Annotated in this window: 27 protein-coding genes; 11 read left to right on the top strand and 16 right to left on the bottom strand. The window is 69.9% G+C overall.

Annotation, left to right across the window (positions count from 1 at the left end):
* Positions 1-135 precede the first annotated feature (135 nt).
* The gene (locus F4553_RS06885) at positions 136-1,209 is read right to left on the bottom strand and encodes an LCP family protein (protein WP_184833652.1); all 1,074 of its coding nucleotides are present in this window, start codon (positions 1,207-1,209) and stop codon (positions 136-138) included.
* Between the two features lie 182 nt (positions 1,210-1,391).
* Between F4553_RS06885 and F4553_RS06880 the strand changes: the two genes are divergently transcribed.
* Both F4553_RS06880 and F4553_RS06875 read left to right on the top strand, forming a co-directional pair.
* Complete coding sequence (locus F4553_RS06880; protein ID WP_221469806.1) at positions 1,392-2,183, top strand: endonuclease/exonuclease/phosphatase family protein; 792 nt, start codon at positions 1,392-1,394, stop codon at positions 2,181-2,183.
* A 110-nt stretch (positions 2,184-2,293) separates the two neighbouring features.
* Complete coding sequence (locus F4553_RS06875) at positions 2,294-2,566, top strand: hypothetical protein (RefSeq protein WP_221469805.1); 273 nt, start codon at positions 2,294-2,296, stop codon at positions 2,564-2,566.
* Between the two features lie 54 nt (positions 2,567-2,620).
* Here F4553_RS06875 and F4553_RS06870 read toward each other — a convergent pair whose 3' ends face one another.
* Entirely contained in the window at positions 2,621-3,220 is a 600-nt protein-coding gene (locus tag F4553_RS06870; protein ID WP_184833646.1) for an alpha/beta hydrolase family protein, read from the bottom strand.
* A 256-nt stretch (positions 3,221-3,476) separates the two neighbouring features.
* Between F4553_RS06870 and F4553_RS06865 the strand changes: the two genes are divergently transcribed.
* Both F4553_RS06865 and F4553_RS06860 read left to right on the top strand, forming a co-directional pair.
* Positions 3,477-4,874, top strand: coding sequence for a glycosyl hydrolase family 18 protein (locus tag F4553_RS06865; RefSeq protein WP_184833644.1), 1,398 nt, complete (start codon positions 3,477-3,479; stop codon positions 4,872-4,874).
* Between the two features lie 251 nt (positions 4,875-5,125).
* Complete coding sequence (locus F4553_RS06860; protein WP_184833642.1) at positions 5,126-6,409, top strand: citrate synthase; 1,284 nt, start codon at positions 5,126-5,128, stop codon at positions 6,407-6,409.
* A 131-nt stretch (positions 6,410-6,540) separates the two neighbouring features.
* Here the strand turns inward: F4553_RS06860 and F4553_RS06855 are convergent, their stop codons facing one another.
* Entirely contained in the window at positions 6,541-6,984 is a 444-nt protein-coding gene (locus F4553_RS06855; RefSeq protein WP_184833639.1) for a tautomerase family protein, read from the bottom strand.
* Positions 6,985-7,061: 77 nt separating this feature from the next.
* On the opposite strand from F4553_RS06855, the gene F4553_RS06850 reads away from it, so the two are divergent.
* Positions 7,062-7,625 (top strand): TetR/AcrR family transcriptional regulator, encoded by a 564-nt coding sequence (locus tag F4553_RS06850; RefSeq protein WP_184833637.1) that lies wholly within the window; start codon positions 7,062-7,064, stop codon positions 7,623-7,625.
* 21 nt (positions 7,626-7,646) lie between these two features.
* Here the strand turns inward: F4553_RS06850 and F4553_RS06845 are convergent, their stop codons facing one another.
* Both F4553_RS06845 and F4553_RS06840 read right to left on the bottom strand, forming a co-directional pair.
* On the bottom strand, positions 7,647-7,826 hold the full coding sequence (locus F4553_RS06845) for a hypothetical protein (protein ID WP_184833635.1): 180 nt from the start codon (positions 7,824-7,826) through the stop codon (positions 7,647-7,649).
* Positions 7,827-7,976: 150 nt separating this feature from the next.
* Entirely contained in the window at positions 7,977-8,486 is a 510-nt protein-coding gene (locus tag F4553_RS06840) for a DUF4383 domain-containing protein (protein ID WP_184833633.1), read from the bottom strand.
* 190 nt (positions 8,487-8,676) lie between these two features.
* On the opposite strand from F4553_RS06840, the gene F4553_RS06835 reads away from it, so the two are divergent.
* Positions 8,677-10,197, top strand: a complete 1,521-nt coding sequence (locus F4553_RS06835; protein WP_184833631.1) for a glycosyltransferase family 2 protein — start codon at positions 8,677-8,679, stop codon at positions 10,195-10,197.
* Between the two features lie 99 nt (positions 10,198-10,296).
* Here the strand turns inward: F4553_RS06835 and F4553_RS06830 are convergent, their stop codons facing one another.
* Entirely contained in the window at positions 10,297-10,767 is a 471-nt protein-coding gene (locus F4553_RS06830) for an aminoacyl-tRNA deacylase (RefSeq protein WP_184833629.1), read from the bottom strand.
* A gap of 32 nt (positions 10,768-10,799) precedes the next feature.
* Between F4553_RS06830 and F4553_RS06825 the strand changes: the two genes are divergently transcribed.
* Together F4553_RS06825 and F4553_RS06820 are read left to right on the top strand one after the other, a co-directional pair.
* Positions 10,800-11,000 (top strand): hypothetical protein, encoded by a 201-nt coding sequence (locus F4553_RS06825; RefSeq protein WP_184833627.1) that lies wholly within the window; start codon positions 10,800-10,802, stop codon positions 10,998-11,000.
* Entirely contained in the window at positions 10,984-11,628 is a 645-nt protein-coding gene (locus tag F4553_RS06820; protein ID WP_184833626.1) for a DUF6518 family protein, read from the top strand. Before F4553_RS06825 ends, F4553_RS06820 begins: the two co-directional genes overlap by 17 nt.
* Positions 11,629-11,638: 10 nt before the next feature.
* Here F4553_RS06820 and F4553_RS06815 read toward each other — a convergent pair whose 3' ends face one another.
* The 3 genes from F4553_RS06815 to F4553_RS06805 form a co-directional block, all read right to left on the bottom strand.
* The gene (locus F4553_RS06815; RefSeq protein WP_184833623.1) at positions 11,639-12,424 is read right to left on the bottom strand and encodes a hypothetical protein; all 786 of its coding nucleotides are present in this window, start codon (positions 12,422-12,424) and stop codon (positions 11,639-11,641) included.
* A 130-nt stretch (positions 12,425-12,554) separates the two neighbouring features.
* Positions 12,555-13,379 (bottom strand): dioxygenase family protein, encoded by an 825-nt coding sequence (locus tag F4553_RS06810; RefSeq protein ID WP_184833621.1) that lies wholly within the window; start codon positions 13,377-13,379, stop codon positions 12,555-12,557.
* 10 nt (positions 13,380-13,389) lie between these two features.
* Positions 13,390-14,310: a helix-turn-helix domain-containing protein gene (locus F4553_RS06805; RefSeq protein WP_184833619.1), complete on the bottom strand. Its 921-nt coding sequence runs from the start codon at positions 14,308-14,310 to the stop codon at positions 13,390-13,392.
* A 151-nt stretch (positions 14,311-14,461) separates the two neighbouring features.
* Between F4553_RS06805 and F4553_RS06800 the strand changes: the two genes are divergently transcribed.
* Both F4553_RS06800 and F4553_RS06795 read left to right on the top strand, forming a co-directional pair.
* Positions 14,462-15,046: a dihydrofolate reductase family protein gene (locus F4553_RS06800; RefSeq protein ID WP_184833617.1), complete on the top strand. Its 585-nt coding sequence runs from the start codon at positions 14,462-14,464 to the stop codon at positions 15,044-15,046.
* A gap of 74 nt (positions 15,047-15,120) precedes the next feature.
* Positions 15,121-15,318, top strand: coding sequence for a hypothetical protein (locus F4553_RS06795; protein ID WP_184833615.1), 198 nt, complete (start codon positions 15,121-15,123; stop codon positions 15,316-15,318).
* Between the two features lie 80 nt (positions 15,319-15,398).
* Here F4553_RS06795 and F4553_RS06790 read toward each other — a convergent pair whose 3' ends face one another.
* The 5 genes from F4553_RS06790 to F4553_RS06770 all read right to left on the bottom strand — a co-directional run bounded on the left by F4553_RS06790 (position 15,399) and on the right by F4553_RS06770 (position 21,103).
* A complete protein-coding gene (locus F4553_RS06790; protein ID WP_221469804.1) occupies positions 15,399-16,430 on the bottom strand; it encodes a LacI family DNA-binding transcriptional regulator in 1,032 nt (343 codons plus the stop codon).
* Between the two features lie 32 nt (positions 16,431-16,462).
* Positions 16,463-17,479 (bottom strand): ABC transporter permease, encoded by a 1,017-nt coding sequence (locus tag F4553_RS06785; protein ID WP_184833613.1) that lies wholly within the window; start codon positions 17,477-17,479, stop codon positions 16,463-16,465.
* A complete protein-coding gene (locus tag F4553_RS06780; protein WP_221469803.1) occupies positions 17,476-18,438 on the bottom strand; it encodes an ABC transporter permease in 963 nt (320 codons plus the stop codon). Before F4553_RS06780 ends, F4553_RS06785 begins: the two co-directional genes overlap by 4 nt.
* Positions 18,431-19,966 carry a sugar ABC transporter ATP-binding protein gene (locus F4553_RS06775; RefSeq protein ID WP_184833608.1) on the bottom strand — a complete coding sequence of 512 codons (1,536 nt, stop codon included), beginning with the start codon at positions 19,964-19,966 and terminating at the stop codon, positions 18,431-18,433. The genes F4553_RS06780 and F4553_RS06775 overlap by 8 nt, the downstream gene beginning before the upstream one ends.
* Positions 19,967-20,029: 63 nt before the next feature.
* Positions 20,030-21,103 (bottom strand): ABC transporter substrate-binding protein, encoded by a 1,074-nt coding sequence (locus tag F4553_RS06770; RefSeq protein ID WP_184833606.1) that lies wholly within the window; start codon positions 21,101-21,103, stop codon positions 20,030-20,032.
* Positions 21,104-21,462: 359 nt separating this feature from the next.
* On the opposite strand from F4553_RS06770, the gene F4553_RS06765 reads away from it, so the two are divergent.
* Complete coding sequence (locus tag F4553_RS06765; protein ID WP_184833604.1) at positions 21,463-22,776, top strand: LVIVD repeat-containing protein; 1,314 nt, start codon at positions 21,463-21,465, stop codon at positions 22,774-22,776.
* Between the two features lie 49 nt (positions 22,777-22,825).
* Here F4553_RS06765 and F4553_RS06760 read toward each other — a convergent pair whose 3' ends face one another.
* Complete coding sequence (locus F4553_RS06760) at positions 22,826-23,647, bottom strand: hypothetical protein (protein WP_184833602.1); 822 nt, start codon at positions 23,645-23,647, stop codon at positions 22,826-22,828.
* Between the two features lie 174 nt (positions 23,648-23,821).
* Entirely contained in the window at positions 23,822-24,529 is a 708-nt protein-coding gene (locus tag F4553_RS40045; RefSeq protein WP_221469802.1) for a G5 domain-containing protein, read from the bottom strand.
* Between the last annotated feature and the right edge of the window lie 271 nt (positions 24,530-24,800).

Here is a 24,800-nt window from a genome sequence, read left to right as displayed (position 1 = left end):
GGAGGTCCAGCGACGCTTGTCAATAATAGTGAGAGTGCCCGACATGTGGTTGCCGGCAAGGCGCCCGGCGCCGCCGTGTGCGCCCTTTGCACATGAGGCGACGAGCAACGCCGCCGGCGGCCACATGACGGGCACTCACCTGCTGTCGATGAGGACCTCGGGGTGGTCGAGGACGAAGAGCCCGAGCCGGTCCTCGGCGGCGGCCGTGAACATCTCCAGCGTCTCGTCGTCGAGCAGCTCGGCGCTGGTCTTGCGGATCTGCGCGCTGTTGAAGGTGCCGCCGTTGGTCTTGAGCATCACCAGGTCGGCGGTGGCGAGCGACTTGAGGGTGAAGGCGAAGTCGGTGAGGTCCGCCCGGCCGGTGTCGATCTTCAGCGAGCCCCCGGCCGCGGCGATCAGGTCGTTGATCCGCAGCGGGTTGGTGATGATCCCCGCGCTCGTCGCCTTCGTCGCGATCGCCTTGAGGAGCTGCTGCTGGTGGCGCTGGCGGTCGTAGTCGCCGTTGGGCCCGCCCTTGCGCTGCCGGGCGAAGTCCAGCGCCTCCCAGCCCGGCATCTCCCGGCAGCCGGGCTCGTGGACGTAGCTGTTGCGGTAGTAGACCCCGGTGGGCTTGCCCTTGGCGTAGACGGGCTTGCCGTCCTCCACGACGTAGTGGTCGGAGATCGTCTCCTGGTCCACGCACATGCGGACGGAGCCGAGCGCGTCGATGATCCCCCGGAAGCCCTTGAAGTCGATCACGACGACGCCGCTGAAGGTGAGCCCGGTGACCTCGTGCACCATCTTCGCGGTCAGCGCCGCTCCGCCCCGCCACCCCAGGCCGTTCTGCGACCCGAAGTAGTAGGCCGCGTTCGCCTTCTCCTGCGTACCGTAGAAGCCCGCCTTCGGGTAGGGCGGGATCTCCACCAGCGCGTCGCGGGGGATCGACATGAGATAGGCCTGGTCGTGCGAGGCGGGCACGTGCAGCACCAGGATCGAGTCCGCGCGCGACGTGTTCTCCTCCCAGTCGCTGCGGGTGTCGAGCCCCAGCAGCAGCAGGTCGATCGGCCCGCGCAGGTTGCGCCCGGCCGACAGGTCCTGCTTGAGCGACGCGTCGTCGAGCACCGCGCCCGTCTCGACGCTGGCGTTGAGCGTCCCGACGAACGAGTTCGCCGCCACGCACCCGGCGACGCCGACCAGCATCAGCACCAGCCCGGTCCCGATCAGCAGCATCGGCCAGACCTGCTTGGACCTCTTGACCGGGCGCGGGCCCGGCTTCGCGGTGGGGCGCGGTCGCGGGCGCCCGTCAGGGTCTCTCTGCGTCACGCGAGGATCAACGACCCCAACCCCTCGGCTGGTACGCCGAGAGCCGTCCACGATCGCCGCCGGATATGAGACCGTGTCGTGTGCGCGTGATGAGCTGGAACCTGTGGTGGCGGTTCGGCGACTGGCAGGCCCGGCGCCGGGCGATCCTCGCCGTCCTCGCCGCAGCGCAGCCCGACCTCTGCGGCCTCCAGGAGGTCTGGGCCGACCGGGACGCCAACCTCGCCGAGTGGCTCGCCGGCGAGCTCGGGATGCACTGGGCGTGGGGTCCCGCCGGTGAGCAGCAGGGCTGGCACGACCGCATCGGCGACCCGTCCGTCGACTTCGGTGTGGCGATCCTGAGCCGCTGGCCGATCAGGGAGCCGCACGTCGCCGAGCTGCCCGATGACGCGAGCCGGCCGGCGTTGAGTGCGCTGATCGACGCGCCGCACGCGACCGTTCCGTTCGTCACGACGCACCTGAGTTCGATGCCGTGGCACTCCGGCCGCCGCATCCGCCAGCTCACCTGGCTCGCCGAGCACGCCGCGACCCGATCCGTCGACGCCCACCCGCCCGTCGTCACCGGCGACTTCAACGCGATGCCGGACTCCGACGAGATCCGCCGCTTCCAGGGGGTGCTCACTGAGCCGGCCTACCCGGGGCTGTCCTTCATCGACGCGTGGCGGTTCGCCGATCCCGCCGATCCGGGCTTCACCTGGGACCGCCGTAATCCGGCCGTGGCGGTGGGACCCGTACCGAGCGCCCGCATCGACTATGTCCACATCGGCCTGCGCTGGCACGGTCCGGGGCAGGTCCGCTCGGTTCGGCTGGCCGGAACCGAGCCGGTCGACGGGGTCTGGCCGTCGGATCACGCCGCTGTCGTGGCCGACCTGAGCGAGGCGTGACCAGGCGGTTGTCGTCTCCGATGGCGGCATGCGCGGACATTGACCACAATCGGAAGCTTCAGTGCCTCTATGGAAGGAATCCAGTGAAGCGCAGACTTCTTCACACAGCAGTGGCCGTGGTCGTCGTGCTCGCCGGGTCGGCGGTGGCCGCCGCACCGGCGTCGGCCAGCGACGCACCCGGCTTCCTCTGCAACCTCAACCAGAACACCTGGCTGCGGGGCGAGCCGGACGGATTCGTGCTGCGCACCCTCTCGGCCGGGCGTGGCTTCCGCTGGCACGGCCAGGCCTCCGACCCCGGCTACGGCACCGTCTGGATCTACGGCCACGGTGCCGAGGCGCCGGGTCAGGACGGCTGGGTCCCGGCCGCCAACACCAACTGCTGAGCGCTTCCAGAGCCCAAGATCGGCGCAACTCTTCAAGAGTTGCGCCGATCGTGGCTAGCGGGTCCAGTGGTGGCTGGTCAGCCAGGTGAGCACGGCTTCGGCCACCGCGGCGGGGTCGCGTTTGAGGTCGTGTTGCTGGCCGGGGAGGACCACCACCTCCACGCCGGGGCGGGCCGGGGGGATGCCGAAGGGGTCCCGGTCGCCGTTGACCACCAGGGTGGGGATGGTGGTGGGGAGTTCGTCGTCGCGGGACCGGTCGGGGCGGCCGGGCGGGTGCAGGGGAAACGCCAGGCAGATCACACCGGCGGCGCCTGCGGCGGATGCGGTGCGGCAGGCTACCCGGGCGCCGCTGGAGCGGCCGCCGACGATCAGGGGGAGCCTGCCCGGTGCGAGTTCGGTGAGGACGGCGGCGAACGCCTCGTCCAGCCAGGCGGCCGGGGCGGGTGCTCGCTTTCCGGCGACGCGGTAGGGCTGGGTCATCATCGCCACCCGTACGCCGGCCGCGACCGCAGCGTCGCGGACGGCCACCAGGTCGGGGGCGTCGACGCTGCCGCCGGCACCGTGCCCGAGCACGAGCAGCGCGGCGGGTCTGCGCCGGCCGGGCGGCTGGTAGAGGTCCACTCTGGCGTCACCACGGGGCGTTGCGATCAGCACCCGATCATCATGCCGGGTGCGGGCGGGTCGGTTGCGAATGAACAGTTGTCGACTCTTAGTTCAATACTTTTATTGACTCGGATAGTAAGGTTTCCTAATATTCGAATGACTCGGGGTGAGGCCCGCTTACTCCCTCGGATCAGAACCGCCCCGAACCGAGCGCCCTGACCGCGTACCCACGACGGTTGTGCTCGGGCCACCGCGGTGCCGCAGCGCTGCCCCTGCCGCGGCACCGGACAGCTTTGAAGGGATGTTCATGTCCATCACCCCCATCCGCGGCAGGCGCCGCTGGGCGGCGGCCGCGGTTGCCCTCGCGACCGCTGCTACCGGCATCGCCGCAGCCCTGGTCACCAGCACCCCGGCCAACGCCGTCGTGCTGCCGAACAACTTCAAGAGCGTCGGCTACATGCCCTCGTGGGCCGGCAGTGTGAACAGCATCCAGTACAACAAGCTCACGCACATCAACTACGCGTTCGCGCTGCCCAACGCGAACGGGACCCTCCAGGCGATCGAGAACCCGTCGAAGCTCTCGTCGCTGGTCTCGCTCGCGCACGCGGGCAACGTGAAGGTCTCCATCGCCATCGGCGGCTGGAACGACGGCAACGACTCGGCGTTCGAGTCGCTCGCCGGCAACGCCACGGCGCGGACGGCGTTCGTCAACAACGTCGTCAACTTCGTCAACCAGTACAACCTCGACGGTGTCGACATCGACTGGGAGTACCCGGACCCGGGTACGTCGGGCAACAACTACACCGCCCTGATGTCGCAGCTCAGCACCGCTATGCACAGCCGCGGGAAGATCCTCACGGCGGCCGTGGTCTCCGAGGGCGGCACCGCCAACGGCGTCCAGCCTGCGGTCTTCGGCTACGTCGACTGGCTCAACATCATGGCCTACGACGGCGGCAGCCCGCACGCCAACTACAACTGGTCGATCGCGTCGGTCAACTTCTGGAAGGGCCGCGGCCTGCCCGCGAGCAAGGCCGTCCTCGGTGTGCCGTTCTACAGCCGGCCGGGGTACTACACCTACTCCCAGCTCGTCGCGATGGACCCGGCCAACGCCAACCGTGACTGCACCACCGCGGGCGGCGCGCAGCAGTGCTACAACGGCATCCCGACGATCAAGGCGAAGACCGCGTGGGCCCTGGCCAACGCGGGCGGCATGATGAACTGGGAGCTGTCGCAGGACACCACCGGCTCGACGTCGCTGGTGAGCGCCATCTACGACACCGTCATGGGCGGCACCACGCCGCCGAGCAGCCCGCCGCCCGGTGGGCGTACGGGTCGGATCACCGGTTACGGCGGCAAGTGTGTCGACATCGCCGCCGCGAGCTCCGCCAACGGCACCGCCGTGCAGCTCTACGCCTGCAACGGCACCGCGGCCCAGACCTGGACCGTCGGCACCGACGGCACCATCCGCGGCCTCGGCAAGTGCATGGACATCACCAGCGCCGGTACGGCCAATGGCACCAAGATCCAGATCTGGGACTGCAACGGCACCGGTGCCCAGGTGTGGCAGGCCCAGGCCAACGGCACCCTGCGCAACCCGGTCTCGGGCCGCTGCCTCGATGCCACCGGCCCCAGCTCGGCCGACGGCACCCGCCTGCAGATCTGGGACTGCGCAGCCAGCGCGAACCAGATCTGGCAGCTGCCGTAACCCCACCCGCTCCACACCGGGCCCGTCTCCGTTCCGCGGAGGCGGGCCCGGCCGGTTTCTCCGTTTTCGTCCTTGCATGGCCGTATCAAGGGCAGACTTTCGGGCAGGAAGTGCGCTCAAGGTAACGGGACCGTGACTCATCTCTCAGCGCGCGGTGGGCACGATACTGATGGGTATCCACGACCTACGATCGAGTTAGGTATCACTAACAAGATCTGCCGATCCAGATCTGGGCTGAGCGAGGGACACACATGGCGGACGTCAATCTTGACCACCCCGGCGGACAACTGTCGATGGCTGTCCGCGACGCGGCCGAAGGCCCGGCCGGCGTCGATGTCAGTGCGCTGCTGAAGGAGACCGGCTACGTCACCTACGACCCCGGCTTCATGAACACGGCCAACACCGCCTCCGCGATCACCTACATCGACGGCGACGCGGGCATCCTGCGCTACCGGGGCTACCCGATCGACCAGCTCGCGGAGAAGTCCTCCTTCCTGGAGGTCTCCTACCTGCTGATCTACGGCGAGCTGCCGACGCAGACCGAGCTCGCGGCCTTCACCGACGAGATCCGGATGCACACCCTGCTCCACGAGGACCTGCGCCGCTTCTTCGACGGGTTCCCGCGCGACGCGCACCCGATGCCGGTGCTCTCCTCCGCGGTGAGCGCCCTGTCCACCTTCTACCAGGACAGCCTCGACCCCTTCGACGCCGACCAGGTGCAGGCGACCACGATCCGCCTGCTCGCCAAGGTGCCGACGATCGCCTCCTACGCGTACAAGAAGTCGATCGGCCAGCCGTTCCTCTACCCGGACAACTCCCTGGGCTACGTGGAGAACTTCCTGAGGATGACGTTCGGCGTCCCGGCCACGCAGTACGACGTGGACCCCGTCGTCGCCAAGGTGCTCGACATGCTCTTCGTGCTCCACGCCGACCACGAGCAGAACTGCTCCACCGCGACCGTGCGCATGGTCGGCTCGTCGCAGGCCAACCTCTTCGCCTCGGTCTCGGCCGGCGTCAACGCCCTGTTCGGACCGCTGCACGGCGGCGCCAACCAGGCCGTACTCGAGATGCTCAACGAGATCCAGGCCGACGGCGGCGACGTCGACGGCTTCGTCCGCCGGGTGAAGAACAAGGAGCAGGGCGTCAAGCTGATGGGCTTCGGCCACCGGGTCTACAAGAACTACGACCCGCGTGCCGCCATCGTGAAGAAGGCCGCGCAGGACGTGCTCGAGCGGATGCACAAGCCCGACCCGCTGCTCGACATCGCGATGAAGCTGGAGCAGGTGGCGCTCGCCGACGACTTCTTCGTCTCGCGCAAGCTCTACCCGAACGTCGACTTCTACACCGGCCTCATCTACAAGGCGATGGGCTTCCCGCAGAAGATGTTCACCGTGCTCTTCGCGCTCGGCCGGCTGCCCGGCTGGATCGCCCAGTGGCGCGAGATGATGACCGAGCCCAACCTCAAGATCGGCCGCCCGCGGCAGCTCTACACGGGTGCTCCCGAGCGCCCCTATGTCCCGGCCGACCAGCGATAGACCTCGTTCGACCGGGGGCGTCGCGCCCCTGACGCGGTGTGCATCAAAGCGTGGCCTCGCGCAGCGAAATGGCCACGCTTTGCTGCACACCGTGACGGAGGAGGAGGCGCCGCTTGATGCTGTCGGCGGTGTTACGCGGTCGTGCGGGCCGCAGCGGCCCTGTCCCGCAGAGCGGTGAACTCCTCGACGCCGAAGGCGGTGCCGGACAGGCCCCAGCCGCCCTCGGCCGCCTCGGTGAGGACCACCCAGGTGCGGGCCTTCAGCGTCTCGTCGCCCGCGATCTTCGCGACGATCTCGGTCGCCTCCCGGACGATCTGCTTCTGTCCCTCGCGGTTGAGCGAGCCGGGCGGGGTGATGATCTGCACCCGGACGCTGCGGGCCGACGGCGTGCTGGCGGTGGAGACGGCCGTCGCGGGCAGCCGGTGGATGAAGGCCGCGGTGTTGTCCAGGTGGAACGGCCCCGGTGCGGTGACGCCCTCGGCGCGCAGCACCGCGTGGGTGAGCTCGCCGCCGAGCCGGGCGTCGGCGTCGGCGGGGAACAGATCGTCGGGCGCGTAGACATCGATCATGGGCATGGCGAACTCCTCGTCCGAAAACTATGATGACCTACATAACGCTAGATTATGACGACCGTCATAGTCAAGGAGGTCAGATGGCTGGCAAGGTCCGTACCAGCATGATCGACGGTGCCGTTCAGCTCCTCGCCAGTCGGGGAATCCAGGGCACGTCGTTCTCGGAGGTGCTCGAGTTGACCGGCGCGCCCCGCGGGTCGGTCTATCACCACTTTCCCGGCGGCAAGGACGAGCTTGTCGCCGCCGCGGTCGATCACGCCGCCGCCCGCGCCCTCGAGCTGCTGGACCGGACGGCGGGCGCTCCGGCGCAGGAGGTGGCGGCGGCGTTCCTCAACGCCTGGCGCACGCTGCTGACCAGGGGTGATTACGCGTTCGGCTGTGCGGTGGTCGCGGTCACCGTCGCCACCGACTCGCCGGTGTTGCTGGAGCGTGCCGCCGCGGCGTTTCGCGGCTGGCGGCAACGGCTCAGCGGGCTCCTCGCCGAGGGCGGGCTGCCGTCGGCGGCGGCCGACCGGTTCGCGGTCACGCTGATCGCCGCGAGCGAGGGCGCCGTGGTGCTCAGCCGGGCGGAGCGGAGCCTGGAGCCCTTCGAGCTCGTCGCCGAGCACCTGCTCGAACAGGTGCGGACCGCCACGGCGCGATGACAGCGCCGTGGCGGGGAAGAATCACTGGGTGGTCGCCTCGGGCACCGGCTCGTGCAGGCGTTCGATGTCGTCGTTCGTGGCGGTCGGGCGGGTCGGGTCGGCCACCACGGGAACCTGCTCAACGTCCCGCTCCCGGGCGGCCTCGGTCTCACCGGCATAGTCGCCGGGTCCGAGCTGGTCGAATCCTCCATGGGTGCTCATATCGGGTGAGTACCCGTAACTCGAGCACCGCAAACGCGCCGATGATCGCGTGGGAACCCGGAACCAACGCGAATCTTGACCGCAGGAAGGGCCGGTTTCCGGGTTCCCACGCGATCGATACCGCGAGCAGCGGCACGCGGGAGGGGTGCGTTACGACGTGGGGTCGATGCGGGCCAGGGCCACGTCGCCGTCCGTGGGGACGGCGCCGGTGGGGCGGTGGCGGATGCGCTCCTCGGCCTCCGCGCGCTGCGGCGAGCCGGACTTGCCGTAGAGGCCCGCCGCGACCAGCACCATGCCGAGGACCATCCAGACCAGGCAGGTCCAGACGCTCGCGTTGAGCACGTTGGCGTCGGTACGCTGCACCGCCAGCATCAGCATGCCCAGCACCGACATGGCCCCGCCGAGCCAGAGCGCGGCGAAGTGGTGGGTGTTGCCGCCGGTCACCGCTGAGGCCAGGGCGACGATCCCGACCGCGATCGACAGGATGCCCATCGCGAGGTTGGTCTGCAGCCCGAGCGCGGTCGCGTCCGAGCGGGCGAAGAGCCCGTCGTTGCTGATGGTGCCGATGGACAGGACGCCGAAGAGCAGGAGGAAGGCCCCCGACGCCCCGGCGAGGACCCGGTAGAGCGGGTTGAGCGGATGGTTCACCGGCAGATGCATGACGGCCCCCTTCAGTGGGCGAGGCAGGAAGAGTTCCGTGCATACCCAGGTCGGTGCCGGAGCAATCCAGCCGCCGAAATAGGTCGCGCTCCCACGTCCCTCCATGTAGGACGCCTGGCCAGCGACACTTGTCGAACTGTTAATTTTGCGGCGCCCCGGCCACGACCGGCGATGCGGAGGTGGCGCGACGATGAACGCTCGGCGATGGGGTGCCTGGTTCGTGCTGGCCCTGTTCGCGGCCTACGCGGGGTGGCGGATCGCCGTCGCCGACCCGACCTCCGCCGCCGGTGTCGCCGTGCTCCTCGTCGACCTGCTCGGCGCCGCGCTCTCGGCCATGGTGCTCGCGGTGCTCGCCCGGCCGACGGTGCTGCCACCGACGGCCGGCGGGTTCACCGGGACGGTCGACGTCTTCATCCCGACCCTCAACGAACCCCTCGACGTGCTGGAGCCCACGGTCCTCGGTGCCCTGGGCGTGCGCGGGGTCGGCATCGTGCACGTGCTCGACGACGGGGGCCGCGACGAGGTGGCGGCGATGGCCGATCGCCTTGGCGCGGCGTACCACCGGCGAAGTGGGAGCGAGCACGCGAAGGCCGGAAACCTCAACGCGGCCCTGCCCGGCACGGACGCTGACCTGATCTTGATTTTGGACGCGGACCAGATCCCGGTGCCGGAGATCCTGGAGCGGCTGACGCCCGCCTTCGCCGACCCGCTGATGGCGCTGGTCCAGACGCCGCAGGGGTTCTACAACACCGAGTCGCTCGCCTACCGCCGCGACGAGCCGATCGGCGAGCAGGACATCTTCTACTACTGCCTGGAACCGGCGAAGAACGCCGACAACAGCGCCTTCTGGATCGGGTCCGGCGGGGTGCTGCGGCGCCAGGCGGTCGTGGCGATCGGCGGGTTCGCCACCGGCTCGGTCACCGAGGACATCCACACGACGATGCGGCTGCACGCGCGCGGGTGGCGGACCGCGTTCCTGCCGCGGGCATACTCCTTCGGCCTGGAGGCGGGCAACCTGCGCGAATTCCACCGCCAGCGCCGCCGCTGGGCCGCGGGCAACCTGCACATCCTGCTGCGCAGCGCCGACTCGCCCTTCCGGCTGCGCGGCCTGCGTCCGGTGCAGCGGCTGCACTATGTCGCGGCGCTCGCCGGGCACCTGCAGGGGCCGCAGCGGCTCGCGCTGATCGGCGCGCTGATGCTCCTCGCCGTCACCGGCACGTCGCCGGTCACCGTCGATTTCCGCTGGTACGCCGCCGTCACGCTGCTGCTCGCCGCGGCCGTCGCGGTCGCCACCCGGGCGTTGAGCGGCGGTCGTTACCACCCCGTGCACTCCGAGACCCACGTCGTCTCGGCGATGCTGCCGCAGGTCGCGGGCCTGGGCGCGGCGCTGGCGGGCGACCGCCGTTTCTCCGCGTCGCGCAAGACCGTCAACCGATCGGCCGGGGAGCCGCTCAAGCGCCTCTACCAGGCCATCGCCCTCGCGATGGTGTGCTCCCTCGCGGCTCTGGCGTTCGGCTCGCTCAACGTGGTGCGGGTGTGGTCCGGGCTGATGCTCGCCGCGCACCTCGTGATCGTGCTGCTCTTCCTGCGCCACGTCCGCCGGTTCGAGCGGACCGACCAGGCTCTGCCTTACGCGGAGCTGGACCCGCCGAGCCTGTACGCATACGTCTGCCAGCGCTTCGGCACTCGCAGCCCCCTCCCCGTCCCCTGACCCACCCCATGATCGCCGCAACTCTTGAAGAGTTGGCGCTAACGGGGTGCGCGCCGCGATAGGACCAACTCTTGAAGAGTTGCGGCGATCATGAGGGCTTCAGGGGCCTTCGGGGTCGCTGATGTCGGCTACCGTCGCGTCGAGCGTGGTCACCGTCGCGTCGGCGTCGACCGCCACCGCTATGCCGTGCTCGCCCGCGCCCAGCGTGATCGTCCGGCCGACCAGGCGCTCGTCGGCGATCACCGGCCACGCCGTCGTCGAGCCGAACGGCGTGATCGTGCCCCGCTCGTAGCCCGTCGCGTCCTTGGCGATCGCCGCGTCCGGCATGGAGAGCCGGCTGACCCCGAGCAGGGCGCGCAGCTTGGGCCAGGAGATCACGCGGTCGCCGGGGACCAGGACGAAGAGGAAGTCGGCGTCGCCACGGCGTACCACGATGGTCTTGACGACGTCTTGGACCTCGACGCCGCGGGCCGCCGCGGCCTCGGCCAGGCTCGCGACCGGCGTGGTGTGCCGGACCACCCGGTAGGCGAGGCCGGCGGAGTCCAGTGCGGTGATCGCGGGGCCTGTCATGCGGCCACGGTATCGCGCTACCGTCGTCCTCCGTGACGGGATGCCTGCCCTGCGACTTCAACGACCGGTTCGACGAGCTGCCGCTGCGGGAGCGGCGGGGACCGGGGATATTCGGGCTGCTGGGGCGGCCGGAGGGGGAGCGGGTGCCGGTCGGGCGGCAGGACGAGCTGGCCACCGCCCTCGACGCTTGCATACGCGGTATGTATCATCCTGCGGGTGACGACACCCCCTAGGCCTGCGCTGGCCATCCCCGCCTCGCTCGCGGCCGGCCTGATCGTCGGCTGGCTGACCTTCGTGCTGCAGGGCATCCTGCCGGACGCGTTCAACCAGCTCGCCAACTCCGGTGCGGTGTGGTGCGTGATCGGGTTCGCCGCCGGTGCCGTGGGCACGATCGGCCGGGAGCTCGGTCGGCGGGGGATGCTCGCCGCCGCGCTCTTCGGAGCGGTGGCGCTGTTCGGCGAGGTCATCGGCTACTACGGGTCGACCACGCTCTTCCTGGGCGACGACGTGTCCGCCGCCGCGCTGCGCGGACCTGCGGTGTGGCTGGTGGTGGCATGCGTGGCCGGGCCGGTCTTCGGGATCGCTGGGCTCGCCTATCGCGCCGGTCGGGGGCGGGTGCGTCACCTCGGGATGGGCGCGCTCGGTGCGGTGTTCCTCGCCGAAGGGCTCTACCTGGCGATCGTGCTGGGGTACTGGGCCGAGGCGGCGATCCTGGGAACGCTGGGGCTGCTGGTGCCGGTGGTGCTAGGACGGTCGTGGAGCGAGCGCCTGCGCGGGCTCGGTGCGCTGGTGCCGCTGATCGTCGTCGGGGCGCTCGCCGAACTCGGCGTCTACCTGCTCACCCGGGCGGCGTTCCGGTAGCGGCAGCCGCCTATGCGTAGGCGAGCTCGCCGCCGTATGCCGCGATGACCTGCGGCGACAGTCCGGCCGCGAGGCACCGGTCGGCGGCCTCGGTCCGGGCCCGCACCATCCGGGTCGCGTTGTGGGAGACCGCGCGCGACATCGCCGCCAGCTCTCGCAGCATCCCGCTGTCGGCCTCCGACGGCGAGGTGTGCGCGGCGGCGGACGTGGCCGCGCTGATCGCCGACGGTGTCGTCTCGGCGATCTCGGCCACCCGGTCGATGTCCCAGTGGTGCTGGCCGACGAGGACCGCCCCGAGCAGGTTGCGCGACGCGTCGATGCTGCTGCGGTAGGAGTCGAGGTAGCGGACCCACTGGGTGCAGAAGGCGACCCGCTCGGTGAGCTCCTGCGGCAGGTGGGGCTTGATCTGGGCGGCGGGCAGGGCCCGGGCGGCGGTGGTGTGCGTACGCGCGATCATGGTCCGCAGCTCGCAGACGAGTCCCTGGTGCTGGCGCAGCATCCAATCGGCGTCGTCGCTGTATGCGCCGGCCGTGGTCCAGTTGACGATCACCTCGACCCGTGAGCCGTGTGACCGGTGTCCGCAGATGATCTGCGCGACCTCGGCGGTCGACCGGTGGTCGTGGTTGACGAGCTGCGTCGTGTCCTGGTCGCGGACGCCGAGCGCCCGCCGGTACGCCGTGCGCAGCTCGTTGGCGAGGCCGAAGACCATCGTGGCGCTTTCGTCCGGTTCAGCCCTCTCCAGGGCGTTCACCTGCCTGCGGAACGCATCCATGTTGATATCGGTCAACGGGTCCACGGCGACCTCCCCCAGGCTTCGACGACAGCGGCGAGAATTCACCGTAGCCCCGACCGGCGGAAATGCCAACCCTTAGTGATTTGAGCATCACCCAGAGTGAGGGGCGCAGCCCGGCTGCGCCCCTCACCCGTCAGGCCCGCTTCCAGAGCGCGGGTGTGTTCGGCGGCTCCCAGCCCGGCAGCGAGGTGTGCGCGATCTGGCAGGTGTATGTCGCACCGCCGTAGGTGACCCGCGCACCCACGGCGTACGCGACATACGCCTGCCAGGTGCCGCCCGGCGCCGTCGGACTCGGCGAGGCCGATGCCGACGCCGAGGGGGAGGCCGACGGCGGAGGCGACGTCGGCGGCGTCCCCGGCACGTTGAGCACGAAGTCGAAGGTCGCCTGCTTCGCCGAGCCGACCTGCTGCACCGTCATCAGCAGCGCCGGGTCGTAGAGGGTGTCGGTGCTGTTGCGGGGCTCGTTCGGGAAGTAGAGCTGGGTGGTGAGGATCGGCCGCCCCGGCGCCTGCACCTTCACGTGGATGTGCCTGGTCCGGCCCGGGTAGAGCCCCGGCACGATCGTGGTGAGGCTGAAGGCGCCCTGCGTGTTGGTGAGCTGGTGGCCGCGGAACTTGTTGCCCACGTTGTCGTACGCGCCGTTGTTGTCGGCCTGCCAGAAGTCCAGCAGCGCGCCGGGGATCGGCTGGCAGTTGATGCCGAAGACGTATCCGGTGAGGGTCAGACGGGTACCCGGACCGTCCAGCATGGACGTCCGCAGCGGCGAGTTGGGCTTGAAGTAGGGGCCCTCCATCTGCGGCGGGGTCAGGTCGTCGTCCTCGTCGCAGGAGAACGGCGTCGGGGTCAGCGGCTGGCCGGACGGGGTGCGGGCGATCGCGGGCAGGCCGCCGAGCAGGATGGGCGCGGGGATCGCGATGATCGCTGCCTGCAGCAGCTTCTTGCGGCTGATACCGGCCATGCCGGCCTCCTTAGGTGAGCGAACTCGTGCTTGCGACGCTACGGATCTCATCCGGGTCGATCGATGGACTGAATCCGGTGATCGTGGTGCTTTCTCTCCCGCCGCGGCGGAAATCCCCTGGCGTCGTGCCCGTCTCCCGGCGGAAGAAGCGGCTGAAGTAGGCCGGGTCGTCGAAGCCCAGCTCCCGACCCACCTGCGCCACCGTGAGCGGCGAGTTCGCCAGCAGTCGCTTCGCCTCCAGGATCTGGGCCCGGCGGATCAGCTGCCCCGGTGTGTGCCCGGCGACCTCCCGGACCGCCTCGCCCAGGTAGCCCATCGAGATCCCCAGCCGCGCCGCGCACTCCCGCACCGACCGCCGCGCGCCGCCGGGCTGGTTGAGCAGCCGGGTGAACTGCGCGGTCACCGCCGCCGCTCGGCCCGTCCCGGCCACCGGAGCGGCGGCGTCACCCAGTCGCCACCCGAGCACGAGCAGGATGTGGAGGTACGCCTGGAGCACGCCCAGGCTGCCGGGGGCGAGTGCGGCGTACTCCCGGCGCAGGTGGCCCACGACGGCCGCGATGTCGCCGGCGTCGCCCGGGGCGAGCGTGCGCCAGGGCTGCTCGCCGAGTGCGTGCAGCAGCTCACGGTCGCGCGGGCGCTCGGCGAGGAACTCGTCGGTGAGCAGGACGACCGCACCGTCCAGGTCGGACACCTCATGCCAGTAGTGCACCTGACCCGGCACGATGACGCAGAGGTGCGGCGGGCGCAGCGGGTGGGCGGCGAGGTCCACGACGTGCTCGCCCGTGCCGCCGGTGACGAAGACGATCTCGTAGAAGGTGTGCCGGTGCGGGAAGCTCGCCCGCGACAGCGGACCGATCGAGTCGAAGGTCCCGGCGGCGAAGGGCATCGACTGCGGATCGGGCACGGCGAGGCGGTGCAGCGGCAGCGGCATGCCCACAGAATCGGCCGGACGGTGCTGCGCCGGGAGTGCCACTCGTGTCCTACCACCGTTTCACGTTGGGCGATTCGGCCGGAGATGGGCGATAGTGGGAGGGTTGCCGCGGTCGGTCCACGATGGACTCCGCACAGCCGAGAGGAACTCCATGGCGCTCGTCATCTCCAGCATCTCGATGTCCCTCGACGGGTTCTTCACCGGACCCAACCCGCGGGTCGGTCTCTCCATGGGTGAGGACGGCCGGCGCCTGCACGACTGGCTGCGCCACAGCACCCCCGCCGACGACGAGGTGCTCGGCGAGGCCTTCACCGCCTGCGGCGCGATCCTGATGGGCCGCGACTCCTACGACCGCTCGGAGGGCGCCCAGGGCTGGGGCCGCGGCGGCCCGGTCGGGAAGGTCCCGTGCTTCGTCGTCACCCACCGGGCACCCGACCCCGGCACCGTGGTCGCACCGGACGTCTTCACCTTCGTCACCGACGGCTTCGTCAGCGCCCTGGAGCAGGCGAAAGCCGCTGCGGGCGAGCGCTGGGTGGGCCTGCACGGCGGCTCCGTGGCGCAGCAGGCGATCAAGGCCGGGATGCTCGACGAGCTGCAGATCCACCTCGTGCCGATCCTGCTCGGCGGCGGCACCCGGCTGCTCGAGCACCTGGGGGTCGGCCCGATCGAGCTGAAGCAGATCCGGGTCGTGGAGACCCCGAACGCCACCCACCTGCGCTTTCGTGTAGTGCGCTAGCGCACCCGATTGGGAGCGCCGCCGAGTGGGTATGCGGAGGGTGACACAACAGGCCGCACCCCCAGGAGAACACCATGCGCGTTAGTGCCGTCATCGTCGCCGTCTGGCTCATCATCGGGATCTTCGCCGCCGCCCAGCGTGGTTATTTCAGCGGCGAGAGCACCAACTGCGCCAAGGCCGGCAACACGATCCTCACCATCGTCGTCGGCCCGCTCAACTACGTCGGTGTGAACCCGAAGGTCAACTGCGCGGTGCCGCAGCCTTCGAAGTGACGCACGACGATGGCGCGCCCTGACGAGGTGGTCGCGCGCCGCGGGATCCTGATCCGTCCCTGGGCGGATCCCGCGGCGCGCTACCGGCCCAGGGTGCTCTCGCGAGGGACCAGCACGAACGGCGGCTGGACCTCGCGGGGCGGATCCGTCAGCCGCCCCTCCACCCTGGCGATCAGGGAATCGACGGCGAGCCGCCCGATCGTCTCCTTGTCCGGCGAGATCGTGGTCAGGGTCGGGTTGCTGAACCGGCCCTCCTCCACGTCGTCGAAGCCGACGACCGCGACGTCCTCGGGGACGCGCAGCCCGCGCACGCTGAGCGTGCGCATCGCCCCGAACGCGATCAGGTCGTTGTAGGCGAAGATCGCATCCGGTGGCTGCGGCAGCGCGAGCAGCCGCTCCATCCCGTCGGCGCCGTCACCCCGGCCGAAGTGCGGGGTCGTCGCCACCAGCGACTCGTCGAAGGCGAGCCCGGCCGCGGCCAGAGCCTCTCGGTAGCCCCGCAACCGCAGGTGGGCGGGCTCGCGGTTGGCGTCGGGATGCGCTCCGACAAAGGCTATCCGGGTACGCCCCAGAGCCACCAGGTGCTGCACCGCCATATGACTCGCGGCGAGGTTGTCGATCGCGATGTGGTCGTAGGGCACCCCGTAGACGCTCTCCCCGACCAGCACCAGCGGTGTCGAACTGGTCCGGTTGAGGACCGCCTGCCGGTCGAGCTGCACCGGGCTGAGGATCAGCCCGTCGATGATCTGGTCGCGGAACCCGTCGCTGACGAGCAGCTCCTTGTTGCGGTCGCCGTCGGTGTAGTCCAGCAGCAGCGTGTAGCCGTGCCGGGTCGCCTCCCGGATCGCCGCGCCCGCCAGCTCCGCGAAGTAGGGGTTGTTGAGCTCGGGTATGGCGAGGGCGATGATGCCCGTACGTCCCCGGCGCAGGTGGCGGGCACTGAGGTTGGGTGTGTAGCCCAACTCGTCGATCGCCTGCTGGACCCGTTGCCGGGTGGCCTCACCGACCGGCCGGTAGCCGTTGATGACGTTGGAAACCGTCGCCAGCGACACACCCGCGCGATGGGCGATGGCCTTGAGACTGACCCCCACCGGTGCGATACCTCCACTCATTGCTCATTCTCGTCATGGAAGGGGCCGCATCGTCAACGAAGCCGTTGGGTTCGACTCAGGTAGGTCTGCACCACGACCACCACGATCAGGAACCCGCCGCTGACAACGGACTGATAGGACGAGTCCAGGGTGCCGATCTGGTTGATCACGTTCTGGATCACGCCGAGCAGCAGCACACCGCAGAGGGTGCCGCTGATGGATCCGGCGCCGCCGACGAGCAGGGTGCCGCCGATGACGACCGCAGCGATCGCGTCGAGCTCCATGCCGACGCCGAGGATCGTCACGCCGGAGGAGAGCCGGGCCGCGCTGAGCGCGCCGGCGAGCCCGGCGAGCAGCCCGCTCATCGTGTAGGCGAGCACCTTGATCCGGGCCACCGGCAGCCCCATCAGGCTCGCCGCGTCCTCGCTGCCGCCGATCGCGAAGACCGACTGGCCGAAGCTGGTCCGTTGCAGGACCACGGCACCGACGGCGAACAGGGCGAGCGCGATCAGCACCGGGTAGCCGAATCCGTAGACGGTGCCCTGGCCGAGCTCGGTGAACGCCGAGCCCTTCGGTACGAGGTAGGTCGTCGACCCCTCGTCGGTGATCGCGAGCAGCAGCCCGCGTACGCCGAGCAGGCTGGCGAGCGTCACGATGAAGGGAGCCATCCTGGTCTTCGCGACCAGCACCCCGTTGAGCACCCCGATCCCGCCGCAGACGACGAGCGGCAGTGCCAGCGCGGGCAGGAAGCCCCACTGCGACGCGTACGCCGCGAGGACGCCACCCAGCGCGAAGACCGACCCGACGGAGAGGTCGATGCCGCCGCTGATGATGACGAAGGTCATCCCGAGCGCGACGATCGCGAGGAACGACGACTGCACGGCGACGCCCCGGGCGTTGTCGAGCGTGGCGAAGAACTCGAAGGCGAACGACGCGATGACGACGATCAGCCCGAGAACGGCGAGGGCGCCGTGGCGCTGCACCCCGGCGGCGATGCGCTCGCCCCTGGTGGAGCCCTCGACCTCGACCTCGTGCGTACTGGTGGCGGGCGCGGGAAGGGTGTCGGTCATCGGGTTCTGCGCTCTCTGGCGATGTAGACGGCGACGAGGATGATGACGGCCTGGACCATCTGCGCCGCGGAGTCGGACAGGTCGTTCTTGATCATGGTGGCGCGGACGAGCTGCATCAGCAGGGCACCGGCGACGGTGCCGAGCACCCGCACCCGGCCGCCGCTGAGCGGGGTGCCGCCGACCACGACCGCGGTGATCGCGGAGAGCTCCATCAGGTTGCCGATCGCCGACGGGTCGCTCGCGGTGAGCCGGGCCGTCGCCAGCACCCCGGCGAGCGCGGCGAGCACGCCGCCGATGACGTAGGTGCCGACGAGCACCCGCTTCACCGGCAGCCCGGCGAGCCCGCCCGCCGCCCGGTTGCCGCCGATCGCGACGAGCTGGCGGCCGAAGGTGGTGCGGTGCACCAGGACTCCGACGGCGAGGGTCAGCACGGCGGCGATCGCCACCACGATCGGGACGCCGAGCACGTCCTCGCTGCCCAGGGCGAGCAGAGTCGGATCGTTGATCTGCTTGAGCTGGCCGTCGGCGAAGACCAGGGCCAGCCCGCGACCGCCCACGAGCAGCGCCAGCGTCGCCACGATCGGCTGCAGACCGACGACCGCCACCAGGGTGCCGTTGACGACACCCACGACGGCACCGGCGAGCAGCGCGACGGCGAGGGCCGGCAGCAGCCCGTACCCCAGATAGAGCGGGAGCACCGCGGCCGCGAGCGCCATCACCGAGCCGACCGAGAGGTCGATGCCCTCGGTGCCGATGACCAGAGCCATCCCCAGCGCCACCACCAGCACGGGTGCGACCTGGATGAGCTGGGTACGCAGGTTGCCGAGGGCGAGGAAGTTGTCGGTGAAGGCGGCGTTGAAGACGACGAGGGCGGCGACCGCGCCGTAGACGCCGTAGTCCTGCAGCGCCCTCGTGACGCGCCCTCGCTCGAATACCGGCCGGACGGCCAGATCAGACATGTGCGCTCTCCGCATCGTCGTGGCGGGCCAGGGCGGTCATGATGTGGTGCTCGGTGACCTCGTCGCCGGTGAGCTCGCCGGTGACGGCACCCGCCCGCAGCACCACCACCCGGTCTGCTCCCTCGACGAGCTCCTCCAGGTCGGACGAGATGAGCACGACGGCGAGCCCCGCCTGCGCCAGCTCGTCGATGAGCCCCTGGACCTCGGCCTTCGCGCCGACGTCGATGCCCCGGGTCGGCTCGTCGAGCAGCAGCAGCCGCGGGTTGAGGCAGAGCCAGCGGGCGAGCAGGACCTTCTGCTGGTTGCCGCCGGAGAGCTCGGAGACCTTCTGCTCGGGGCTGGACGCCTTGATCCGCAGCCGCTTGACGAAGGTGGCGACGAGCTCGTCCTGGCGTCGCCGGGAGACGATGCCGAGCCGGGACAGGCGCGGCATCGCGGCGAGCACGATGTTCTCACGGACGGACAGGTCCGGGATGATCCCCTCGGCCTTGCGGTCCTCGGGCAGCAGAGCCATGCCGGCCCGGATCGCAGCGGCCGGGGAGGGCCGCCGGATCCGCCTGCCCGCCATCGTGACCGTGCCGCTGTCCAGGGACAGGGCCCCGATGACGGCCTTGGCGGTCTCGGAGCGGCCCGAGCCGAGCAGCCCGCCGAGCCCGGTCACCTCGCCGGGGCGCACGTCGAACGAGATGTCGTGCAGCACGTGCCGCTTGGTCAGCCCGCGGGCCTGGAGAATCGGCTCGGCGTCGGTGCCGCCGTGCGTGTCGGAGAAGCGGGTCAGCCCGCCGCGGCGCACGTCGGCGATGTCGCGACCCAGCATGTGCGAGATGAGCTGCAGCCGGTCCAGTCCCGCCAGCTCGCCGCTGTGCACCACCCTGCCGTCGCGCAGCACGGTGACCCGGTCGCAGAGCTGGTAGAGCTCGTCGAGGCGGTGGCTGACGTAGACGATCGCGATGCCGCGGGCGCTCAGCTCGCGCACGACGCGGAAGAGGGTCTGCACCTCGCGCGGCTCCAGCGACGAGGTCGGCTCATCCATGATGAGCACCTTGGCGTCGATCGCGACGGCGCGGGCCAGCGCGACCATCTGCCGGGCGCCCAGGCCCAGCGAGCGCAGCGGCTTGCGCACGTCGACCTCGATGCCGAACCGGGCCAGGGTGTCTGCGGATTCGCGGTGCATCCGCCGGAAGTCGATGAGGCCGAAGCCGAGGCGCGGCTCGCGGCCCAGGTAGAGGTTGCGGGCGACGCTCATCAGCGGGACGAGGTTGACCTCCTGGTAGATCGTGGAGATCCCGGCCGCCTGCGCCTGGCGCGGCCGCCCGAAGGAGACCGGCTCGCCCGCGTAGACGACCTCGCCGGCATCGGAGGAGTAGACCCCGGTCAGCACCTTGATCAGCGTGGACTTGCCGGCGCCGTTCTCGCCGACGAGGGCGTGCACCTCGCCGGGCGCCACGGTGAGCGAGACGTCGTCGAGGGCGACGACGCCGGGGAACTGCTTGCGGACACCGCTGACGACCAGCACCGGGTCACTCATGTCGCACCTTCCTGTCGGGCGGGACACCCCGGGCCGGGAGAGGTCCCCCGGCCCGGCGGTGACTCAGTAGGCGCTGGCGAGCTCGGCCTTGGCGTTGGCCGCGTCGTACTCGCGGTCGGAGATGATGATCGCGGCACCCACCGACTCCCCGGCGAAGAACTTCTGCGCCGTCGCGAAGGCGAGCGGTCCGAAGCGGGGGTTGGACTCGATGACGGCGTTGATGGTGCCGTCGACGATCGCCTTGACCGCGTTCGCCGTACCGTCGATGGAGACGATCTTCACATCGGTGCCGGGCTTCTTGCCGGCGGCCTTGAGGGCGACGACGGCGCCGAGCGCCATCTCGTCGTTCTCGGCGTAGACGGCGGTGATCTCCGGCTTGCTCTGGATGAGCTGCTCCATCACCTGCTGGCCCTTGTCGCGGGCGAACTCACCGGTCTGCTGCGCGACGATCGAAAGGCCCGGTGCCTTCGCCTTGATCTGGTCGACGAAGCCGTTGGTGCGCTCGGTGGTGACGTTGTTGCCGGACGAGCCGAGCAGGATCGCGATCTTGCCCGTGCCGCCGGTCGCCTTGATCATGGCGTCGGCAGCGCGCTTGCCCTGCTCGGTGAAGTTGGAGCCGAGGAAGGAGAGGTAGTCCTTGCAGGCCGTGGCGTTGACCTTGCGGTCGATCGTCAGGACCGGCACCTTCTTGTCGGCGGCGGCTTTGAGCGCGGGCTCCAGGCCGTCGGAGTTGAGCGGAGCGATGATCAGGAATTGCGCGCCCTGGGCGAGCATGTCCTGGATGTCGCTGATCTGCTTGGGGAGCTGGGACTGCGCGTTGGTGACGAGCAGCTTCTTGACGCCGATCTTCGCCGCCTCGTCCTTGATGGACTGGGTCTCGGCGATGCGGAACGGGTTGGCCTCCTTCTCCGACTGGGAGAAGCCGACGATCGCGTCCTTCAGGTTGAGCGCGGTGCCGCCGTAGGACTGCAGCGTGCAGCCCGCGCCACCGGGCGAGGTGGAGGCGACGACCTGCTGGCCGGCGGTGCCGGTGGGGGAGGGAGTGCCCTCCTCGGCCTTCGTGCAGCCGGACAGCAGGGCTGCGCCGGCGAGCGTGATCGCGGCGGTGGCCGCCCACGCCCGTGGGGTTCTGATCATGTCGTGTCTCCTTGGGACGGTGGAGAGGGAGACCCAACCGAGACATGGCACTAAACATCGGCATATAGCGATGTAAAATGGGATGCTGGTCGGGATGGCAACGTTTTCCGGCAGGGAAGGTGTTGTTCGCCAAGCGAAGCGGACCGCTCCGCCTTGGCTCTATAACGTTATACAGTGCCGCTTAGATGTCAACAAGATGTCGAGACATCGAGATTCCTCAGCCGTGGCCACGGTGGGGCGGTCGCTATCGATTCGATAACGGTCGCTGTTCGTTGCCCCCGCAACGTTGTCGCCAGGCGGTTTCAGTGGGTACCCAGCCGCTCGACCAGCGGCTATCGATCACGGAAGCGGGGATGCCCGTGACAGCACAGAGGATCATCGCAGCGGTGGCCGTCATCGCGATGGTGGGCGTGGCGACGCCGGCCGCCGCCCACGACGAGACACCGCACCGCCCGACCGGCCTGGCTCCGGCCACGTCCGCCAACCTGCGCCTCGTCGGGCACGTCAACCCCGGCCCGGTCGCCAATGCCGACGTCTACGGCTACCGGGGCCACGCCTATCTGGCGAGCTTCGTCGGCAACAACTGCAACAGCAGCGGGATCCGGGTCTACAGCCTGTGGAACCCGGCCCGGCCCAAGCACGTGGCCACCTTCGCCGACAAGGCCTCCGAGCCCGACCTCGCCGGCACCTGGACCGAGAAGGTCATCGTCCAACGCGTCGACACCGCCCGCTTCCACGGGGTGCTCGCCGTCGTCACCTTCCAGACCTGCGACTCCACCGACGACACGACGTTCCGCGGCTTCGGCCTCTACGACGTCACCAACCCCGCCAAACCCAAAGCCCTCTCCCGGTACGCCGCACCGGGCACCCGGGGTTCGCACGAGATCTGGCTCGGGGCCGACGCGGGGCACGCCTACGTCTACGCGGCGGTGCTGCGCTCGGAGTGGACCAGCTCACCGACGTACGACCGCGCCACCAACACCGCCACCACGCCGGGGCGGGCGGACTTCCGCATCGTCGACGTCGCCGACCCCCGGCACCCGGTGGACGCCGGCGAATGGGGTGCGTGGAAGGAGCTCGGGGTGGTCCCCGTCGCCAACCCGGCCCACCCCTACGAGGGCTTCCAGAGCTTCACCCACTCGGTGCGGGTGGACACGCGGCTGCGGCGGGCGTACCTGTCGAATTGGGATCTCGGCACGGTGATCCTGGACGTCAGCGACGCGCGGCACCCCCGCTACCTGGGCCGGACCACTCCGGAGCAGGGCTCGACGCACTCCGCGGCGATCGACCCGACCGGGCGGTTCCTGATCGAGACGCACGAGCGGCTCGGCGGCATCCCGATGATCTACGACGTGAGCGACCCCGCGCGCCCACGCGAGCTGGCCCACCTCACCAAGGACGGCCAGGAGGAGACCTCGGTCCACGACCCTAAGCTGCGCGGCAGCCTCGCCTACTTCTCCTGGTACGAGCACGGCGTCGTCGTCGCCGACGTGTCGAAAGCCTGGGCGCCGCGGGTGATCGGGCAGTTCCTCAGCACCGACACCACGCCGAACCCGGACTTCTGCGACTTCGAGGGCGGCTGCGTCGAGGTCTGGGGCGTCTTCGTCCTCGGCGACCTGATTCTCGCCTCCGACATGAACTCCGGCCTCTACGTCCTGCGCCTCAAGCGGTAGCGCGACGGTGCCCCGTCGCCGCCGGCGATGGGGCACCGACCAAGCATGGTCAGCAGACCGGCCGGACCTCGCCGCCGCGGTCCCTCGACGCGTCCCGCTCGAGCGGCTTCGGCACGAGATCGGCGTCCGTCGTGCTGACCCAGGCGTCCGCCGCGTCCACCGTGGTGAGCGCGAACGGCTTGCCCTTGTCGTCGACGGTGAGCACGCCCTCGCCCCTGGCCGAGGAGTAGGCGACATCCAGCACCCACTTCACCCCCAGGGTCTGCACGTTGACGGTCATGTCGATGTTCTGCTCATCGGTGGCGGAGACGGTGAAGGCGGGCGGTGACTCGAGCTTCCCCTTCTCGTCCTCCCAGTCGAGCACCGGCACGTCGCCGCTGAGGTTGGCCGTGACCTGGAGTGCGATGACCACCGCGCCGCAGCCCTCCCACGCGTTGTACCAACCCTCCACCGGCTTCATGTGGGAGACGACCCTGGGCTTGACCGACTCGATGTGGACGAGGGTGGCGTCCTTGCCGCGGATGGTGAAGCGGACCGTCTGCTGGTCGGCGACCTGGCCGCCGTGGGCGATCGCCCACTTCCGGAAATCCGCCGTGGCCCGGGGGTCCAGGAGATCCGTCGGCACCGACAGGGGATCGAGGTCCTGCGGGAAGACGTAGTTGGGCTGCTCCGTCCGGTCCAGGAACACGTCCACGTCGATCGGCGCCGTGGGGTTGACGGTGTCGCCGATGCGCTGGAAGACGCCGGGCAGGTAATAGGACCCGACAGCGCCGAAGACCCCGAAGGCGGTGAGGACGGCGACACCCCGGATCACCCACTTGCGCACTCCGGTCGGCGGGGGCGGGGCGGGGGCGGGGGACTGCTGGGTCACGGATTCTCCTGGCACGGTGGTGTTCGGGGACCCGAAAAGCTTAGAGCGGTCGGTAGCTCGCCTGCCTCAGCCCAATCGCCTCGACCTGCTGCCAAATAGGTCGAACCGATAGATTCTCGTGCCGAATGGCATTCATGATCGGCGCAACTCTTCAAGAGTTGCGCCGATCATGAATCAGTCCTCGCAGCCGATGCCGTCACCGTCGCGGTCGAGGTCGTAGATGTCCGTGCCGATCACCTTGACCGGGCCTCGGACGTAGGCGGGTCCGTTGCCGCTGCCACCGGCGCAATCCACATCGGAGGCGATGGGTACGCAGGCCCAGGCGTAGTTCGGGTCGCAGGATGAGCTCTTCTTGGTGCCGACGAGGACCACCCTCGTCACCGGTGCCTTGGTGACGGTCGAGCTGAGCAGCTTCTTCGCGGTCTGCGTGCCATCGGTGAGCGTGACCTCGTAGGTGAGGGTCCGCACTCCCGGCACGCCCTGCGTCTTCACCCGCGTCTTGCCCGCGGCCAGAGTGGAGTCGTTGACGCGCTTCTCGCCGAAGGGAACAGCCTGCGTCTCGGTCACGGTGCGCTTCTCCACTACCGGAGTCGCTCCGGGCGTGAGCGTCGGTGTCGGTGAGGCTTCGGGCGCGACAGCGACCGCGACATCGGTGAGCGGAGACGCCTGCGCTGTCGGCGAGCTTTGCCGCCGGTCCGCACCGGCACGCGGCTTGCTGTCATCGTCGGTCAGCGCGCCGACCATGATCGAACCACCGCAACAGATCAGGAGGAGCGCCATCAGGCCGCCACCGACATAGAGGCCGACCTGCTTGCCGGTGGAGAGGCCCTTGCTGGAGGCGGCATAGGGATTCGGCTGTGTGGGTCCTGGCTGGTAGGTCATGACGGCAGTCTGGGCGCTGTCGGCCTGCCCCGGCAGTGGGCGAAAGCGTCGTGCCGGTCGACGGCAGGCGGCACGTCCGGACCGGTCAGCCGGATGAGGCCCACGGGGAGGGTCGCCGACGTGACGGCTCGATCACTGAACGGCTGCTGTCGGATGAACCCTACCGGGGTAGTCCGAGCGGCTTGACGTGCTGACGTCGCGTACGCATAAGGGGTGGACCTTGAATGTGTTCCGCTGCCATGACGGCGGAAATCGTTCAAGGTCTTCCCAT

The sequence above is a fragment of the Allocatelliglobosispora scoriae genome (assembly GCF_014204945.1).
Taxonomy (GTDB): Bacteria; Actinomycetota; Actinomycetes; order Mycobacteriales; family Micromonosporaceae; genus Allocatelliglobosispora; species Allocatelliglobosispora scoriae.
This window is presented reverse-complemented; position numbering and strand designations above follow the sequence as displayed.

What these genes read in the sequence shown, in the direction of transcription:
- F4553_RS06885 (WP_184833652.1), bottom strand. Translation starts at nt 1,209, where the DNA reads ATGCTGCTGATCGGGACCGGGCTGGTGCTGATGCTGGTCGGCGTCGCC.
- F4553_RS06880 (WP_221469806.1), top strand. Translation starts at nt 1,392, where the DNA reads ATGAGCTGGAACCTGTGGTGGCGGTTCGGCGACTGGCAGGCCCGGCGC.
- F4553_RS06865 (WP_184833644.1), top strand. Translation starts at nt 3,477, where the DNA reads ATGTCCATCACCCCCATCCGCGGCAGGCGCCGCTGGGCGGCGGCCGCG.
- F4553_RS06860 (WP_184833642.1), top strand. Translation starts at nt 5,126, where the DNA reads ATGGCGGACGTCAATCTTGACCACCCCGGCGGACAACTGTCGATGGCT.
- F4553_RS06855 (WP_184833639.1), bottom strand. Translation starts at nt 6,984, where the DNA reads ATGCCCATGATCGATGTCTACGCGCCCGACGATCTGTTCCCCGCCGAC.
- F4553_RS06850 (WP_184833637.1), top strand. Translation starts at nt 7,062, where the DNA reads ATGGCTGGCAAGGTCCGTACCAGCATGATCGACGGTGCCGTTCAGCTC.
- F4553_RS06845 (WP_184833635.1), bottom strand. Translation starts at nt 7,826, where the DNA reads ATGAGCACCCATGGAGGATTCGACCAGCTCGGACCCGGCGACTATGCC.
- F4553_RS06840 (WP_184833633.1), bottom strand. Translation starts at nt 8,486, where the DNA reads ATGCATCTGCCGGTGAACCATCCGCTCAACCCGCTCTACCGGGTCCTC.
- F4553_RS06835 (WP_184833631.1), top strand. Translation starts at nt 8,677, where the DNA reads ATGAACGCTCGGCGATGGGGTGCCTGGTTCGTGCTGGCCCTGTTCGCG.
- F4553_RS06830 (WP_184833629.1), bottom strand. Translation starts at nt 10,767, where the DNA reads ATGACAGGCCCCGCGATCACCGCACTGGACTCCGCCGGCCTCGCCTAC.
- F4553_RS06810 (WP_184833621.1), bottom strand. Translation starts at nt 13,379, where the DNA reads ATGGCCGGTATCAGCCGCAAGAAGCTGCTGCAGGCAGCGATCATCGCG.
- F4553_RS06805 (WP_184833619.1), bottom strand. Translation starts at nt 14,310, where the DNA reads ATGCCGCTGCCGCTGCACCGCCTCGCCGTGCCCGATCCGCAGTCGATG.
- F4553_RS06800 (WP_184833617.1), top strand. Translation starts at nt 14,462, where the DNA reads ATGGCGCTCGTCATCTCCAGCATCTCGATGTCCCTCGACGGGTTCTTC.
- F4553_RS06795 (WP_184833615.1), top strand. Translation starts at nt 15,121, where the DNA reads ATGCGCGTTAGTGCCGTCATCGTCGCCGTCTGGCTCATCATCGGGATC.
- F4553_RS06790 (WP_221469804.1), bottom strand. Translation starts at nt 16,430, where the DNA reads ATGAGTGGAGGTATCGCACCGGTGGGGGTCAGTCTCAAGGCCATCGCC.
- F4553_RS06785 (WP_184833613.1), bottom strand. Translation starts at nt 17,479, where the DNA reads ATGACCGACACCCTTCCCGCGCCCGCCACCAGTACGCACGAGGTCGAG.
- F4553_RS06780 (WP_221469803.1), bottom strand. Translation starts at nt 18,438, where the DNA reads ATGTCTGATCTGGCCGTCCGGCCGGTATTCGAGCGAGGGCGCGTCACG.
- F4553_RS06775 (WP_184833608.1), bottom strand. Translation starts at nt 19,966, where the DNA reads ATGAGTGACCCGGTGCTGGTCGTCAGCGGTGTCCGCAAGCAGTTCCCC.
- F4553_RS06770 (WP_184833606.1), bottom strand. Translation starts at nt 21,103, where the DNA reads ATGATCAGAACCCCACGGGCGTGGGCGGCCACCGCCGCGATCACGCTC.
- F4553_RS40045 (WP_221469802.1), bottom strand. Translation starts at nt 24,529, where the DNA reads ATGACCTACCAGCCAGGACCCACACAGCCGAATCCCTATGCCGCCTCC.